The following is a 14,563-nucleotide window of genomic DNA, read 5'->3' as shown; positions in this document are numbered from 1 at the left end:
CTTGCGGTGGCGCCATTACGCCGCCCATCAGGTGGCGCCTTTACGCCGCCCTCAGAATGGCTCCATAGTGCCGCCCCGTGACAGCAATCTCACGGTTTGTCGAAATCGGCTTCGACAGCGTGCGCAGGTCGTCGAGTAAGGCCGCGACGGCCTTGTCGATGCCGCGCTTGAGATCCATCGGATTCATACCCGTGGCGACATGCTTCATGCCTTCCTGAACGATCGCTTGTGCGAGAACGGTAGCGGTTGTGGTGCCATCGCCGGCCACGTCCGCCGTCTTCGAAGCGACCTGTTTAACGATCTGCGCGCCCATGTTCTCGAACCGGTCCTTAAGCTCGATCTCCTTGGCGACTGACACCCCATCCTTCGTAATGACCGGCGCGCCGAAGCTGCGGTCGATCAGTACATTTCGGCCTTTGGGCCCAAGGGTAACCTTCACGGCATCGGCCTGCATATTGACGCCCTTGACGATGCGGGCACGGGCGGTGTCGTGGAATTCGAGCTCTTTTGCGCTCATGTTATTGCTCCGGAGTTCGTCGTTGACCAGCGGGTCGCGATTGACCGATGCATTGACTGGTCGCACTACCGGCGTCACCAGTCGAGTGTCGGGGACCCGATTTAAGTTCAGGCAGCCTTGCGCGCTGAACCGGCGTCGGTCTCGAGAACGCCCATGACGTCCTCCTCGCGCATGACGAGCAACTCCTCGCCATCGACCTTGACGGTCTGGCCCGCGTATTTGCCGAATAGAACCTGGTCACCGACCTGTAGCTGGAGCGGGCGCAGCGCGCCGTCCTGCAGCAGCCGGCCGCTGCCGACTGCGACGACTTCGCCTCGTTCTGGTTTTTCTGTCGCTGAATCGGGAATTACGATGCCCGAAGCTGTCGTCCGTTGCGTTTCGATTCGCTTGACGATAACCCGGTCGTAGAGGGGACGAATATGCATTTCCATCTCCTGAGCGATTAAAGGATCACCAAAGGGAATCCGGCTGCACGACTGCGACACGCTAAGTGCCACCGTGCAGCCGAGCCAAGCCTGGCGAAAAGCGAAATAAGGGTGGGCGTTTTTCGATTTAAGGGGTGGCGAAAGCTCGATTTGTAACTGCTTGTATCAGAGCGGCAGCAGAATACGATGCACTCGGCCGAACCGATAAACCGTGCGCCCCCCGGTGGTCTCGCCGGCGAGAATATAGGCGCTGCAGGACACGGGGGCCGGCGTCGGCCATCAGCCCCCAATGTGTTGTCCGCTTCGTTGAGCCCGCGCCACAAGCCGGACTGCACAGGTCGAAAAAACCAGCGGAGATAGCATCGGCGCGCAGCGAGTTGCATTAAGCTTTCGCGCCCGCTCTCGTCATAGTCTCGCGGTGCCCTGTTGCTCGCGTCTGCCTCGTAGAAACCGAACGCCTGCCGGCAGGCGAGCGCCTCTGCCGCGCTTGCGCACATGACGTTGCAACTGCGCTGCTCGACACGCTCCACGTCTCACGCGCCGAGTTGCCAGGCTGCGTCAAGCACCAGCAAATCCACCGTCTCGAAGCTGCGCCATTGAAGAGAACGTGGAATCGAAGCAGAGCGCTGCTGATGAAAAACCTCTGCGCCGCAGGGTGAGTATGGCCCGTACTGGGGTCGCCGCAACGAGGGCCACCACTTCGTTCAGGCTCTCACTGCGGAACAGTTCGACCGCGAGTTTAATAGCGAAAAAGCGACAGTGAGCACGAGTGTCATATCGAACAGGGTCGCATAACGGGCACCTCGTCGACGGCGGACTGAAGGGGCACGCTCTGCCATTTGTCGGGAAGATTCCTGTCCATCAAAATCTCCTGGTGCTTGACCCGTGACCGATCGGAGCAGAACTGTCAGATCCTTCCTTCCACAGAGACCGTTTCCAGCACTGCGGCCAGAATCATTGCTTCGACGTTTCGTGGTATAGGTTGAACGCGTCTGGTCGATATACGGCGTCGCCTCAGACAGGGAGATCAGCCAGCTGACACGGACAGCAACAGAAAGCCCCATGACGTGATCAAACGAGCGCCGTTCGCGTTCCCGTCAGGCAGCGACGTTGGTTCGTGAAAAGATTCCCGGCGTGATCGAAGGGAAGTGCGGGGTGCGCGCTGCTGCAAGTTCGGGCACATGTATCACGTCGCTCGATTGGTTTCGGGGTTCGGTTCTGCTGGCCCCGGTCGCCTTTGCCATGACTCATTCCTTCAACTCGAGCGTCGTATCAGGCCATGCTCAGCCTCGAGAGCAGCGCTTTTGCCGCTGCTTCCGACGAGGCGGGATTCTGGCCAGTAATCAGGCTTTCCGCGACGACCACGTAGGATTGCCAATCCGGCCCCTTCGAATACTTGCCTCCATTCTTCTTCAACATGTCCTCGACGAGGAAAGGCACCACTTCCGTAAGTCCGACCGCCGCTTCTTCTGAATTGGCAAAGCCGGTTACGGGTTTATCTCGCACGATCGGAGAGCCATCGGGCGCCTTTGCATGACGGAGCACACCGGGAGCATGGCAAACCGCGGCGACCGGCTTTCCCGCTGCATACATGGTTTCGATCAATGTGATCGACTGCGGATCTTCTGCCAGATCCCATAGCGGTCCGTGTCCGCCCGGATAGAACAAGGCGTCATAGTCCGCGGCGGAGACAGTCGAGAGCTTCGCTGTGTTTGCCAGTGCCGCTTGCACTTCGTCATCCTTCTTGAAGCGCCGGGTCGCTTCGGTTTGCGAATCCGGATCGTCGCTCTTGGGGTCGAGAGGCGGCTGCCCGCCGTTTGGCGAAGCGAGTGTCATCTCGACGCCTGCGTCCTTGAACGCGTAATAAGGCGCGGCAAACTCCTCGAGCCAGAATCCGGTTTTCCGGCCCGTATCGCCGAGCTGGTCGTGTGAAGTGAGTATCACCAGGATTTTCATGACAACCTCGCGAGTCCGTTAATTCACGTTGCAACGAGCCGAAGAGCGGTGTCATCAACATAAGTCGCTCTGGCCGTATAGGCGCCCATCAAGAGCGCCGAGGGTGCCTCCGGTCTGGTGCTGTGTCCTTTCCCGCCCCTCGGCCACGATGTCCGGATCCCACTTCAGTTCGTACTCTACATCTTGTTTAATGTCGTCGTCGGTTCTCATCGCTGTTGCTCGTCGGTTGTGAATGGACTAACGCACGCGCAGGCTACGCCCTGCACCGCACGCATTCGTCCGCGGTAGGGCCACGGTAGGGCGCGCGCGGCAGATTTTCTTCCCTGCACCTGTTCGGTTTTTGCGCAATGCTGCTGTACGTTCACATCGGAAGCCGCGCAGCGGGAGCGCAGAGATCCGACAAATCTTTGCAAGAATGAAGAAGTGAAACCGGCAAGAGCCTACTCTTGATGTCATCGTCATCGCGTCAACGGCCCCGTCAACATCCGAAGGTACGCGCCGGGCGGGATATGCACGGTTGGCTGGCACGTCGAATCGACACCCCGACAATTATGCGAACCATACGGTGTGGACGTCGATCACACCGACGCGCAGTTCGACATTGGAGAGTGCTCACGCTTAAACTTCCGAAGACTAATATGACCGCACCTGAAGGCCGGAGAATCGAAATTCAGTCGTTGCGCGAACTGAGCGTCGGCCGACCGCGCTGTAGCGGACGCTTCCTCACTGGATGCGCTCCCCGGCGCAACAAGGTCGTTGAGAACACATGTGCATGCGGGACAGGCGGCGGGCAAGGTCTATTTCGGCTCGTGAGCTTCGGAGGCAGAGCAACGGACTCCTAATCCATTGTCACCGGTTCGAGTCCGTGGCTACGACGGCAGCTTCGCCGCGAGTACATCGATGTTCATAATTTCTGGCGAGTTAGCAAAGAGATCCGGGGCCCTCGCCATCAGCGCTTCGGCTACTTTGCCCGACAGGTGCGCCTGGCGTCCGGCGTCGTCGGGGAACGCGTCGAAGATGCCGTACACCGATGGCGCGATTTTCAGCCCGAACCACGCGATCGTCGCGGGCTCCTGCTCGACGAGCGGCAATCCGCCCATGAGGAAGCTTTCGACTTCCTGCTCCTTGCCCGGCTTCGCTTCAAGCCGGACGAACAGCGCTGTCTTGACCATGTCTGCCTCTGTGTTGATGCCGCTTACGGGTATCGACGGAAACTGCCTTTCGATCTCTTCACGCATGCGTGGCGCACGCCCTAGCCAGCTTACTCTTTTGAGCGCAAGAAGTTCCGCTAGAGTCTCCTTCGGTCGACTGCGCCAATCCGAAGAAAGTCGCGCCCGCTGCTCAGTGTTCGCGGCTACATGTTCGGTTGACTATTGCGTTTCGTCGGCCCGACCTGTCAAGGCGCGGCGGTTGACACAGTGGATGTGGCCCACGACCGGGCAGGTCGCCTTCAATGCCTTCTCAGGTGTGCTTGAATTTCGCGCGTGTCGAGGGCCGAGAGATCCTCGTTGATCTCCTCGAAAATCATCTGACGTGTCTGCTCGCTCAGACGCTCGCGAAGGAGGCCGAGAAATTTCGGCTCCACGGCAAATCGCAATCGCTGATACTGGTGATGGAGCCGTCCCTGTTCGACGCGGTCGGCGACGGTCTTCGCGAATTTTTCGCGTTCCTTCTCGCTCAGCGCCGTCCCACCAGGGGCGACATTGACGAGGTCCTCGATTTCCCGCAAGTCTAGTTTAAGTCCCGAGGTCTCGAAGATTCGAGCACGGCTGCCGTCGGCGACGACAACCCAGGTAGTGTCAGCCATGGTGCGCCTCTCAGCGTGATCGGTCGCCGGCCCGGCGGCCATCGCAAGTCGTCGCATGACGACGGCGGGCTTGCCGGTCAGCGACAGTCTATCTCCAGCGTCCATCGGTGACGGGCCGTGGGGCTTCCCCGCGCTCCTGCGCGAGCGACGGATAGTCGGTATATCCGCGTTCGCCGCCCCCGTAGAACGTCGACGGATCCGGCGAATTGAGCGGAGCGTGCGACCGCAAGCGCTCCGGCAGGTCGGGATTTGCGATGAACAAACGTCCGAACGCGATCAGGTCCGCGTTGCCGTCCTCGAGCCATCTTTCCGCGCTGCCTCCGTCGAACCCGCCGGCGACCATCAGCACACCACGATAAGTACGACGTATCATCTGGCTCATGCGTTTCGCGCGCTCGATGAAAGCCACATCCTCACCGGTCGCCGCCAGCATGGGATTGACGATGTGCAAATAAGCCAGCCCGTATCGATTGAGCTTTTCGATGACGTAAGAATAGGTCGCTTCGGGGTCGTCGTCATGCATGTCGTTGAAGATGCCAAGAGGAGAGAGCCGCACGCCGACCTTTTCCGGCCCCCACACTTCGCAAACCGTCTCGACCACCTCGAATAGCAGCTTGGCCCGACGCTCCCTCGATCCGCCGTATTCGTCCGTGCGGCGGTTCGTGCCGGACAAAAGGAACTGGTCGAGGAGATATCCGTTGGCGCTATGTACTTCGACGCCGTCCATACCGGCAGCCTTTGCGTTGCGCGCACCCCTGAAGTATTGGCGCACGAGATACGGCATCTCTTCGACCTGTAGCGCGCGAGGCTTGACGCATGGCGCGACGACACCTTCGCCCCGCTCGTTCTCAATGAATGCCTCTGCTTTCGGCTGAACAGCAGAGGGCGCAACTGGCAGCATTTCATCGGGCTGCAACGAGGGGTGTGATATGCGTCCTACGTGCCACAACTGCATGAACATCAACCCGCCCGCCTCGTGCACGGCGTCCGCCACGAGCCGCCAGCCTTCGACCTGCTCGCGACTATGGATGCCAGGTGTCCATGCATAGCCCTGTCCTTGCATGGACACCTGCGTCGCCTCGCTGATGATGAGCGCGGCCGCAGCGCGTTGCGTGTAATAGCAGGCGTTGAGCTGCGACGGTATGTTGCCTGGTCGGTTCGCGCGCGAACGAGTCAGCGGCGCCATTACGACACGATGACGAAGGTTGTACGGCCCCACCTTTACGGGTTCGAATAGCTTGTGTGGGGAAATTTGCTCGTCGTGCTGCCGGGCTTCTCCGGGTGCGATTTCCGTATCAGGCATATTTGCTCCTTGTGTTTTTGACTCGGCCCGAAAACTGCTGCCAAAGACGCATCGAAGCGTCGGCGTCAAATCACATCGACAGGATCGCCGCTCTACCGGCAGTCTAGCCATGACCTTGGACGCCCTTCTTTCCGGTTTCTGCTCAGATGTGTCACGATCCTGCGGTCATGGATGCGCCGGCAGAAAGCCAACAAAATCCGGCAGAATCGCGAAAGACACCCCCCTGCGATGTCTCTAAAGTGTTCGGGATATGGTCTATCGCTGTTATCGAGCGCGTACTGCTAGCTCGTGAAGGGCATGAAACGAACAAAACTCCGGGATGGCCTCAAAGGCGGACAAGTTCATGGTCAGGATCTATGGACGCATGCGCAGCGCTAACGGCTACGCGATACGCGACTTCCTGCATCGCTGCGACATACCATTCGAATGGATCGAACTGGGCAGCGATAAGGAAGCGGAGGATCTCGCGCACGTGCAGCATCTTTCCGACTCCCGCTTGCCGGTCTGCGTCTTCCACGACGGAACCCGGCTCGAATGTCCCACCGTCCGGCAAATCACCGAGAAGCTCGGCTGGTTTGCCAGTCCATCCAGGGAGGCCTACGATCTTGCGATTTACGGCGCGGGACCGGCGGGGCTGAGCGCGGCCGTATACGGAGCGTCGGAAGGGCTGCATACCGTACTGGTGGAACGTTGGGCACTGGGCGGTCAGGCAGGCAGCAGTTCGAAAATCGAGAACTATCTGGGTTTCCCGCACGGCGTGTCCGGCGCCGAGCTGGCAGAACGGGCGCGCGACCAGGCCATCAAGTTCGGCGCGGAAATCTTGATCGCGCGCGCCGGCGTGCGCGCGGAGTTTCCGCCCGGCCAGGGCATCGTGTACCTGGAGGACGGCACACGCATTACGGCGCGCACGTCGATTTGCGCGACCGGTGTGGCGTATCGCACGCTCGGCCTGGAAGGTGAGGCGCGCTTTCTCGGCGCTGGCCTTTACTACGGCGCCGGCACGAGCGAAGCAGCGCTGATCCATGGCGAAGACGTCTATGTGGTGGGCGGCGGCAATTCGGCGGGACAAGCCGCTATGCACTTTTCGCAATCCGCCAATCGCGTCTATATGCTCGTGCGTGACACCTCGCTCAAGAACACGTTGTCCCACTACTTGGTGGATCGCATCACGGCGGCGCCGAACATTGAAGTTCGGACCAGCACCGAAGTTACCGCGCTCGCAGGCAGTGACACGTTGCAAGAAATTACGCTGACCGATGTGCGCACGGGACGGCAAATCCCGGTAAAGACGAATTGGCTATTCGTCTGCATTGGCGGCGTGCCCCAGACCGAATGGGCGCAGGAGGTTGGCGTTGTCCGAGATGAAGCCGGTTATCTAGTGACCGGTCCCGACTTGCAGGAATATCGGTCGAGTCTGAAATGGCCGCTCGAGCGCGCGCCGCTACATTTGGAGACCTGTGTGCCTGGCGTATTCGCCGCGGGCGACGTGCGTCACGGGTCGATCAAGCGTGTCGCGTCGGCAGTCGGCGAAGGGGCGATGGCTGTCGCGCTGGTGCATCGCTATTTGAATAGCGCGTGAGCGTCAGCGCAACCTTGATTCGCACGCCGCGCGCCTGTCCGAGGAGTACGATCATGACCCCTGGTTGCACGCATCTAGGCGAGGCCCGCATCCTCCACACGCCCATTAATTACTGCGAGGACTGCATCAAGCTTCGCCAGCCGTGGGTACATTTGCGGCTTTGTCTTTCGTGCGGACACGTCGGCTGTTGCGATTCGTCGCCCAACCGGCACGCAAGCAAGCATTTTCACGCGACCGGCCATCCGCTGGTGCGCTCAATCGAACCTGGCGAAACTTGGATCTGGTGCTATCGCGACGAGATTGTCGTAGGTGAAGTTGAATCGTGAACGAGACGCCGCCCTTGCGGGCGGCGTCTCGTTCACGCAATGCCGGACTCACGTATGCGCTGGTTCTTGCTTCGCCCCTTCGATCGTCGCCGCTTCTGCGGGTGCTGAGCCCTTCTGCACGAGCACAGAGTGCGAACCCGAGTCGTAGGTCATTGTGACCTTGTCGCCGTCGCGAACATCCCCCCGCAGCAACGCATCCGCGAGTTGCGATTCCACTTCCGCCCGGATCTTGCGCTTGAGCATGCGTGCGCCAAACTCGGGGTCATAGCCGATCTCCGCGAGATGATTCCGCAGCGAATTGTCGAATGTCAACTCAATGTTCTGCCCGGCCGCAGTGCGTTGCACGCGTGCGAGTTGCAGGTCCACGATTCTACGGATCTGCTCCTTGCCGAGCGCATGGAACACGACGACCTCATCGACCCGGTTCAGGAACTCGGGCCTGAAGTGATGCCGCAGTACTTCCATCAAACGGTCGCGCAGCGCGGGGTAGTCGAGCTGCTTCTTGTCGGATCGCACGTTGTCCTGGATCATCTGCGAACCAATATTGCTCGTCGCGATAATGATCGTGTTCGTGAAATCGACGAGACGGCCTTTGCCGTCGGTGAGGCGGCCTTCGTCGAAGAGTTGCAACAGGATGTTGTGCACCTCCGAATGCGCCTTTTCGATCTCGTCGAGCAGCACGACGCTATAGGGGCGGCGTCGCACGCGCTCGGTCAACTGCCCGCCTTCCTCATAGCCGACATAGCCCGGAGGCGCGCCCACCAGCCGCGCTACGGTATGTCGCTCGGAGTACTCGCTCATGTCGATGCGCACGAGCGCGTTCTCGTCGCCGAACACCGTTGCGGCGAGCGCTTTGGCGAGCTCGGTCTTGCCCACGCCAGTCGGTCCGAGGAAAAGGAAGCTCGCGGTCGGTTTGCCGCCTTCGGTAAGACCGGCGCGCGAGAGTCGGACCGCCTTCGCGACGGCGCTGACGGCCTCGTCCTGACCGATCACACGTTCCTTCAGGCGATCTTCGAGACGCAGGAGCTTCTCGCGGTCCTCGGCGGTGAGTTCGGACACCGGCACGCCGGTGAGCGACGCCACGATCTGCGCGATGTCCTCCGCTGTGACCTCTTGCGAACTGGTGCCGCGTTCCTTCTTCCACGCTTCGGTCGCATCGTTTAGCCGCTTCTGTTCGGAGACGAGCTTGTCTTCGAGTTCCTTTGCCTTGTCGAACTGCTTGGCGGCGCTTGCCGCGTCCTGTTCCTGACGTGTGCGGCGGATGGTCGCCTCGATGTCATGCAGCTGCCCCGGCCGGGAATTCGACGAGATGCGCACGCGAGCGGCCGCCTGGTCGAGCAGGTCGATGGCCTTGTCCGGCAGGAAGCGCGCTGCGATATACCGGTCCGACAGTTTCGCAGCGGCAGCGATCGCCTCCTCGGTGATCTTCACCTTGTGATGCGCTTCAAGGCGATCTCGCAGTCCGCGCAGGATTTCGATCGTCTCCGCGACGCTTGGCTCGGGCACGTTCACCGGCTGGAAGCGCCGTTCGAGCGCCGAGTCTTTCTCGATGTACTTCTGGTATTCGTTGAGCGTCGTCGCACCCACGAGATGCAATTCGCCGCGCGCGAGCGCCGGCTTGAAGATGTTGCCGATATCGAGTCCGCCTTCGCCGCCGCCCTGGCCAGCACCGACGATCGTATGCAATTCATCGATGAAGATGATCAGCCGGTCCTGGTTCTCGACGATCTCGTCGAGAACCTGCTTCACGCGCTCTTCGAACTCGCCGCGATACTTTGCCCCCGCCACCACGCTGTTGATATTCAACTCGACGACGCGCTTGCCACGCAGTACCTCTGGTACCTGGTCCTGGGCGATGCGCTGCGCGAGTCCTTCGACGATCGCCGTCTTGCCGACGCCCGGTTCGCCGATCAGCACCGGGTTGTTCTTGCGCCGACGCGCAAGGACTTCGATCGTCGTTTCGATTTCCTTGTCGCGGCCGATCACCGGATCGAGCTTGCCGCGCCGGGCGAGATCGCTGAGATCGCGCGCGTACTTGTCGAGCGTCGGCGTGGTGGAGCGGCCCTCGACGGTGCCTTCCTCGGCGCCCTTGCCGACGACCTTGACCGTCCTCTGCCTAAGCGCATGCGACGATAGCCCGTACTTGCGCAGCAGCTCACCCGCGAAGCCGTCTTCCTCTTCCACGAGCCCGATCAGGATATGCTCCGGTCCGACGTAGCTGTGACCCAGTTCTCGTGACGCGGTCAGCGCGTTTTCAAGCGCACTCTTCGCGCGCGGTGATACGCCGATGCGTTCTTCGTCGGTCTTCTGCCCGCGCTTGCCGCGTGGTGCGTTCTGATCGATGTTCTTCTTGATCTCCTCGGGATCGAGCTTGAATTCGCGCAGAATCTCCTGCACCACGTTGTTGTCGGCGAGAGCGAGCAGCAGGTGCTCGGTATCCACTTCGGACTTGCCGAACTCGACCGCCATTTGCGCGGCCGCCTGCAGGCGGTCCAGGCCGCTTTCGCTCAAGAACGTCTGCAGGTCGACGGCTTCGCGCGCACGGCGATGCCGGCGCGGCCGTCCGCCTGCGTGTCCGCCCGCTGACTCACCCATTTGCCCGCTATCGGCGTCTGTACCTTGATCGGCGCCGCCGGATTGTGCGGGCGAGCCTCCGATGCGTGACCGGCTACCGCGGCCGCTTTCCATCTGCGGCCACATATCGTCAAACAAACTGTCGAACAGCCCGCCGTGAAAGAGGGACTCGAGCGGCGACAGACGGCGCTGATTGCGCGCCATGAACTCCATGTAATGCTCATCGCACAGCATCAGCTGACGACGCTGACCGTTTTCCGTGATCGTGATCTGCGAAGTTGCCGGTTTGCCGCAAACGCTGCAAGTAGGCATGATGTTCTCCGTAGGGTAGGCAGGGGATGGTCCTTCTGGTTTCGCGCGCACAGCGCCCCATCTTTGACGGCTTCGGGCGGCGTATCGCCGAACGCCATGGAAGCTGCCGAGCTGTCCGATGCAGCCGTGTGCGCACCGCGCTATTTGATCTCGAGGCGCCGCTTCGCCGCGGGTTCATTTGCCGCTTTGGGCAACCGCACGGTGAGGACGCCATTCTCGAAGTTCGCCTCGGCGCGTTCGAGATCGACGCCGGAGGGCAGCGGTATGGCGCGCTGAAACTGTCCGAACGCCCGCTCCACCCGGTAGCAGCCTTTCTCGTCGCTCTTCGATTCGATGCGCTTCTCGCCGGTCAGCACCAGCATGTCCTCAATGACTTCCAGCTCCACGTCCTCGCGCGATAGTCCTGGCAATTCGGCCACGATGCGAAGCGCGTCGCCGTCGTCGATAACGTCGAGGCGCGGCTGAAAGCGGCTGGGACTGAAGTCGCCGAACCAGTTGCCAAGCGGTCCCATCCCGCCGAACGGATCGCGTATGAGGTCGGTAAGAAGATGCAGCGGATCGGGCAGCGGCCAACGCGCCGCATCGATCGATACTGGCCATGCGGACGCGGCCGCATCCGAGGTCGACGGCGCGGCGGTTTGCTGTGAGGGCGGGGCGTTCAGCTTCGCGCCCGCGCCCTTATCCTCGGGGCTCTTGCGCAGGAAGCGAAAGGGGTTCCACTTATCGAGGTCCAATAGCATCGCTATGCTCCTTGTTCCGATGAGCCGTCGGAGAGCGGCCCGAATCTTCAATGACTGCCGCCTTGGCGCTCGCGGCCAATGTCAACTCTTGGCATATTCGAACTCCGGCAGTTTCTTGAGCGCATCCTTGTTGGCGCCGACCAGTATTGCCTTCGGCGCGATCTGCTTGAACTGCTGAATGGGAATGGCGACACGGTGCGCCGCGACCCCGAGAAAGCCGCCGACGTCGATAATTGCGGCCGAAAGCGAGCCATCGGGCGCGACAATCAGGTCGTCGACGCGGCCGATCTTTTCGTTCTTGTCGTTGTAGACATCGGTGTGAATCATCTTGGATGCGCGCCAGCCTCTTGCGACTACTTGCTCTTCGGTGACGGTCACCCCGAGCGTCGCCTTGCCGGCGATGGGCGCATCCTGCGCGGTCGCGCCGCTGGCGGCAAAGCCACATGCGGACAGCGCGAGGATGAATGACGACAGCCTTGCGGCCGATGCGAGGTTAGTCTTCATGGCGTTCTCCAAATGCGCAACGGACTACGTGGACGCCGGGCGCGGGATGCGCTCATGAGTGCAGCGGCGTGTTTTGCTGTTCGCGAAGGACGGCGCTGCGCCAATTCCGTGCGCCGAGGCCAAGGACGAACAGAAGCGCACCGGTGATGATCGCGTAGGTGCCGATCATCCAGACGAGGGCAAGCGCTCCAGCACCCGGGAAGGCCAGCACGAAGACGCCAAACAGAACCGACAGGCTACCGATGAACAGCAGCAGCCACTGCGTGCGGCCGCGCCTTCTCAGCCGAACCCAGGCGACGAGGTCGAGCGCTCCGGTGACGATGGCGTTCGCGCCCATCACGGTGATCAGCACGAGCGCCGTGACGCCGGGCGCCGCGAGGGCGATCAGGCCCGAAACGATCATGCATAGCCCAAGCAGCAAGGGGAGCCACCAGTCGGTGCGGATCGAACGATGTCGTATCGCTGCGCTGACTGCGGCGACGCCTCCGATGAGTGCATACGCCGCGAACATCGCGACCAAAAGCAGCAGCGTGAGACCAGGCCAGCAGAGCGCGAGGAGGCCGAACAGGATTCCCGCGGCGCCACGCAGCGCGAGCATCCACCATGCGCGACCGAGCAGTTCGTCCATCGTTTGGGCTCCTCAGGCGGATCGCCGATATCCGGTTGACACGGCAGCGCGTGCAATTTCTATTTGATCAAGCCTACGTCCGCGCGGCGCGCGCTTCTTTCGAGTTCCTGCCCAAAGGTGTCGGATTTCTGCGTTCGTTGGTTGCATCACCGATTCAGTCGGAAAGGCCTCACGCCGGTTCCTAGGGACGGTAATGCGCGATGCGGAAAGCGCGGGGCGTACACCCCACATATCGATGGAATACTGCGGTGAAATGCTGCTGCGTTTGGAAGCCGACGCATGCTGCGATATTGATCAGCGAGAGGCTCCCTTCCGAAAGCATCGACTGAGCTAATCTCAACCTTTCGGTTGTCAGGTAGAAGTGCGGCGGATGCCCTGTCGCGTTCTTAAAAGCCCGCGCGAAATGCGACGGGCTCATGTGCAGGAGCGCGGCGAGGTCATCGATCTGGATATTGTCCGCGATGTGCTCGTGTATGAAATGTTCCACGACGCTTAGCTTTGACTGTGTGAGGCTCGTACTCGCGTCGCGCGTATCAGCCGTGAGTCCATACCGGTGCATGAGATGAAGTGCAAATACGTCGGCGAACGCGGCGATGCATCTAATGTCCGGGCTACTGCTGGCATGCAACGCGATAAGCGTGTCGCCCGCTTCGCGCAGGAAAGGATCCCACGCCTTGAACCAGCAAGGGATCTCGCAAGCCGTGGTGCCGAACGCGTTTCGAGCGGTTTCTCTCAGCCGGGCCCAATGGAGCGCGACGACGAGGCCGCACGGATCGTCGTCATTGACGAGCTTGACACGAGCCCAGGCCGGCACGATCGCAATAAACGGCGCGCTGACGCTTAGATGCTGATAGGGGCGCGCGCTGCTGCGAACAGTGTTCGCGTGCGCGGTGGTCCGGTCCGCCGGGATGATACACAGGATCCACTGCGCCGAATTCGGGGCGCAGTCCGCGCGCGACGCACCGATTCCGTGGCAGCTAAGGCGGTGCAACTGCGGGGAGCGCTGTAGTTGCTCCATTGCGCGCGTCCTCTGGCGGGAGGCCTCGAAGCGCCAAAGGTTGAATAGTAGTCCAGTTTACGTCGATGCCAGCTTGTTTCGGTATATGCATGCCTTCCGTACTCCGGCAGGCAAAACTTGCTGGTATTCGATGATGCGGGAGAGAGAAATAGGTAAATCAATCGCGCGTTTCGCGATCCCACACGGCGCGCTCTGCTATCGCCGCATCGACGGGATCGTCGCGTTGCCGCATTAGCCAGTAGACGCTGCCGAGCGCGATCAGCGCGGCCGCGAGTGCGGCAATGCGAGCCGGGTCCGTGGCTGGATCAAGGATGATGAACTTGCGTGCTATCGCGAGCATCGCCACGAGGATCACTGTCTTGACCTGCACGATGTGGTCGCGTCTCAACATGACGCGGGTGATCGAATGCTTGAATTCCATCGCGATCAACAGCGTCATCACCATCCCGAAAACCGCTTGAAAGATCGCATGATCCAGCGGATTGAGCGCCCCCGACAGCGATAGCGCCACGACCGCCCGAATCAACTGCCACAGCGATACGACGATGATCACCGAGATCACGACGCTCAGGATATGGGCGATGATCTGCTCGAAGCGCTCGTAGAAGCTCAGCACGCGCCATTGCAGCCGAAATTCGTTGAGCTTCACGCGAAATTGCGTTGGTTTGCTCATGGATCGGTTCGCAGGAAGACTCGGGCAGGGGGGCACGCCGATCATGGCGGGATGCGCGGTTACGGCGGCAACGAAAGCCGTAGCCGGCTCCGTGATGTTGAGCCATGTGTGCGGACTTTTCTTTCGTCTTCGTGCTGATTCTTTTCTCTAATCTGCTTGCTGAGCACAGACTCGACGCGGTCTCCAGCGCCGCGCGCCGCA

General features: G+C 61.0%; 13 protein-coding genes and 1 pseudogene. 2 read left to right on the top strand and 12 right to left on the bottom strand.

Annotated features, from left to right (window positions below; translation table 11 throughout):
• Positions 1-73 precede the first annotated feature (73 nt).
• The 6 genes and pseudogenes from AWB75_RS30525 to AWB75_RS30500 all read right to left on the bottom strand — a co-directional run.
• Positions 74-517 (bottom strand): annotated as a pseudogene (locus AWB75_RS30525) (TCP-1/cpn60 chaperonin family protein); the annotation flags it as partial.
• A gap of 107 nt (positions 518-624) precedes the next feature.
• Positions 625-942, bottom strand: a complete 318-nt coding sequence (locus tag AWB75_RS30520; protein WP_061127749.1) for a co-chaperone GroES — start codon at positions 940-942, stop codon at positions 625-627.
• A gap of 1,272 nt (positions 943-2,214) precedes the next feature.
• Complete coding sequence (locus AWB75_RS30515; protein WP_061127739.1) at positions 2,215-2,898, bottom strand: type 1 glutamine amidotransferase domain-containing protein; 684 nt, start codon at positions 2,896-2,898, stop codon at positions 2,215-2,217.
• Positions 2,899-3,767: 869 nt separating this feature from the next.
• A complete protein-coding gene (locus tag AWB75_RS30510; protein ID WP_061127738.1) occupies positions 3,768-4,070 on the bottom strand; it encodes a putative quinol monooxygenase in 303 nt (100 codons plus the stop codon).
• Between the two features lie 278 nt (positions 4,071-4,348).
• The gene (locus tag AWB75_RS30505; RefSeq protein ID WP_327220133.1) at positions 4,349-4,810 is read right to left on the bottom strand and encodes a host attachment protein; all 462 of its coding nucleotides are present in this window, start codon (positions 4,808-4,810) and stop codon (positions 4,349-4,351) included.
• Positions 4,794-6,008 (bottom strand): alkene reductase, encoded by a 1,215-nt coding sequence (locus tag AWB75_RS30500; RefSeq protein ID WP_061127737.1) that lies wholly within the window; start codon positions 6,006-6,008, stop codon positions 4,794-4,796. Before AWB75_RS30500 ends, AWB75_RS30505 begins: the two co-directional genes overlap by 17 nt.
• A gap of 343 nt (positions 6,009-6,351) precedes the next feature.
• Here AWB75_RS30500 and AWB75_RS30495 point away from each other — a divergent pair, with 343 nt between their 5' ends.
• Together AWB75_RS30495 and AWB75_RS30490 are read left to right on the top strand one after the other, a co-directional pair.
• The gene (locus tag AWB75_RS30495; protein WP_087087017.1) at positions 6,352-7,587 is read left to right on the top strand and encodes an NAD(P)/FAD-dependent oxidoreductase; all 1,236 of its coding nucleotides are present in this window, start codon (positions 6,352-6,354) and stop codon (positions 7,585-7,587) included.
• Between the two features lie 53 nt (positions 7,588-7,640).
• Complete coding sequence (locus AWB75_RS30490; protein WP_087087015.1) at positions 7,641-7,913, top strand: UBP-type zinc finger domain-containing protein; 273 nt, start codon at positions 7,641-7,643, stop codon at positions 7,911-7,913.
• Positions 7,914-7,961: 48 nt separating this feature from the next.
• Here the strand turns inward: AWB75_RS30490 and AWB75_RS30485 are convergent, their stop codons facing one another.
• From AWB75_RS30485 to AWB75_RS30460, 6 genes are all read right to left on the bottom strand, one after another.
• The gene (locus AWB75_RS30485; RefSeq protein ID WP_061127735.1) at positions 7,962-10,799 is read right to left on the bottom strand and encodes an ATP-dependent Clp protease ATP-binding subunit; all 2,838 of its coding nucleotides are present in this window, start codon (positions 10,797-10,799) and stop codon (positions 7,962-7,964) included.
• Positions 10,800-10,939: 140 nt separating this feature from the next.
• Positions 10,940-11,539 (bottom strand): Hsp20/alpha crystallin family protein, encoded by a 600-nt coding sequence (locus AWB75_RS30480; RefSeq protein WP_061127734.1) that lies wholly within the window; start codon positions 11,537-11,539, stop codon positions 10,940-10,942.
• 81 nt (positions 11,540-11,620) lie between these two features.
• Positions 11,621-12,043 (bottom strand): PRC-barrel domain-containing protein, encoded by a 423-nt coding sequence (locus AWB75_RS30475; RefSeq protein ID WP_087039040.1) that lies wholly within the window; start codon positions 12,041-12,043, stop codon positions 11,621-11,623.
• Between the two features lie 52 nt (positions 12,044-12,095).
• Entirely contained in the window at positions 12,096-12,671 is a 576-nt protein-coding gene (locus AWB75_RS30470) for an HdeD family acid-resistance protein (RefSeq protein WP_061127733.1), read from the bottom strand.
• Positions 12,672-12,852: 181 nt separating this feature from the next.
• Positions 12,853-13,689 carry a helix-turn-helix transcriptional regulator gene (locus AWB75_RS30465; RefSeq protein ID WP_061127732.1) on the bottom strand — a complete coding sequence of 279 codons (837 nt, stop codon included), beginning with the start codon at positions 13,687-13,689 and terminating at the stop codon, positions 12,853-12,855.
• 157 nt (positions 13,690-13,846) lie between these two features.
• Complete coding sequence (locus tag AWB75_RS30460; RefSeq protein WP_061127731.1) at positions 13,847-14,362, bottom strand: phosphate-starvation-inducible PsiE family protein; 516 nt, start codon at positions 14,360-14,362, stop codon at positions 13,847-13,849.
• Positions 14,363-14,563: the final 201 nt, after the last annotated feature.

The organism is Caballeronia catudaia, assembly GCF_001544755.2.
Classification (GTDB): domain Bacteria; phylum Pseudomonadota; class Gammaproteobacteria; order Burkholderiales; family Burkholderiaceae; genus Caballeronia; species Caballeronia catudaia.
This window is presented reverse-complemented; position numbering and strand designations above follow the sequence as displayed.

What these genes read in the sequence shown, in the direction of transcription:
- AWB75_RS30475 (WP_087039040.1), bottom strand. Translation starts at nt 12,043, where the DNA reads ATGAAGACTAACCTCGCATCGGCCGCAAGGCTGTCGTCATTCATCCTC.
- AWB75_RS30510 (WP_061127738.1), bottom strand. Translation starts at nt 4,070, where the DNA reads ATGGTCAAGACAGCGCTGTTCGTCCGGCTTGAAGCGAAGCCGGGCAAG.
- AWB75_RS30465 (WP_061127732.1), bottom strand. Translation starts at nt 13,689, where the DNA reads ATGGAGCAACTACAGCGCTCCCCGCAGTTGCACCGCCTTAGCTGCCAC.
- AWB75_RS30485 (WP_061127735.1), bottom strand. Translation starts at nt 10,799, where the DNA reads ATGCCTACTTGCAGCGTTTGCGGCAAACCGGCAACTTCGCAGATCACG.
- AWB75_RS30500 (WP_061127737.1), bottom strand. Translation starts at nt 6,008, where the DNA reads ATGCCTGATACGGAAATCGCACCCGGAGAAGCCCGGCAGCACGACGAG.
- AWB75_RS30460 (WP_061127731.1), bottom strand. Translation starts at nt 14,362, where the DNA reads ATGAGCAAACCAACGCAATTTCGCGTGAAGCTCAACGAATTTCGGCTG.
- AWB75_RS30520 (WP_061127749.1), bottom strand. Translation starts at nt 942, where the DNA reads ATGCATATTCGTCCCCTCTACGACCGGGTTATCGTCAAGCGAATCGAA.
- AWB75_RS30470 (WP_061127733.1), bottom strand. Translation starts at nt 12,671, where the DNA reads ATGGACGAACTGCTCGGTCGCGCATGGTGGATGCTCGCGCTGCGTGGC.
- AWB75_RS30505 (WP_327220133.1), bottom strand. Translation starts at nt 4,810, where the DNA reads ATGGACGCTGGAGATAGACTGTCGCTGACCGGCAAGCCCGCCGTCGTC.
- AWB75_RS30495 (WP_087087017.1), top strand. Translation starts at nt 6,352, where the DNA reads ATGGTCAGGATCTATGGACGCATGCGCAGCGCTAACGGCTACGCGATA.
- AWB75_RS30515 (WP_061127739.1), bottom strand. Translation starts at nt 2,898, where the DNA reads ATGAAAATCCTGGTGATACTCACTTCACACGACCAGCTCGGCGATACG.
- AWB75_RS30480 (WP_061127734.1), bottom strand. Translation starts at nt 11,539, where the DNA reads ATGCTATTGGACCTCGATAAGTGGAACCCCTTTCGCTTCCTGCGCAAG.
- AWB75_RS30490 (WP_087087015.1), top strand. Translation starts at nt 7,641, where the DNA reads ATGACCCCTGGTTGCACGCATCTAGGCGAGGCCCGCATCCTCCACACG.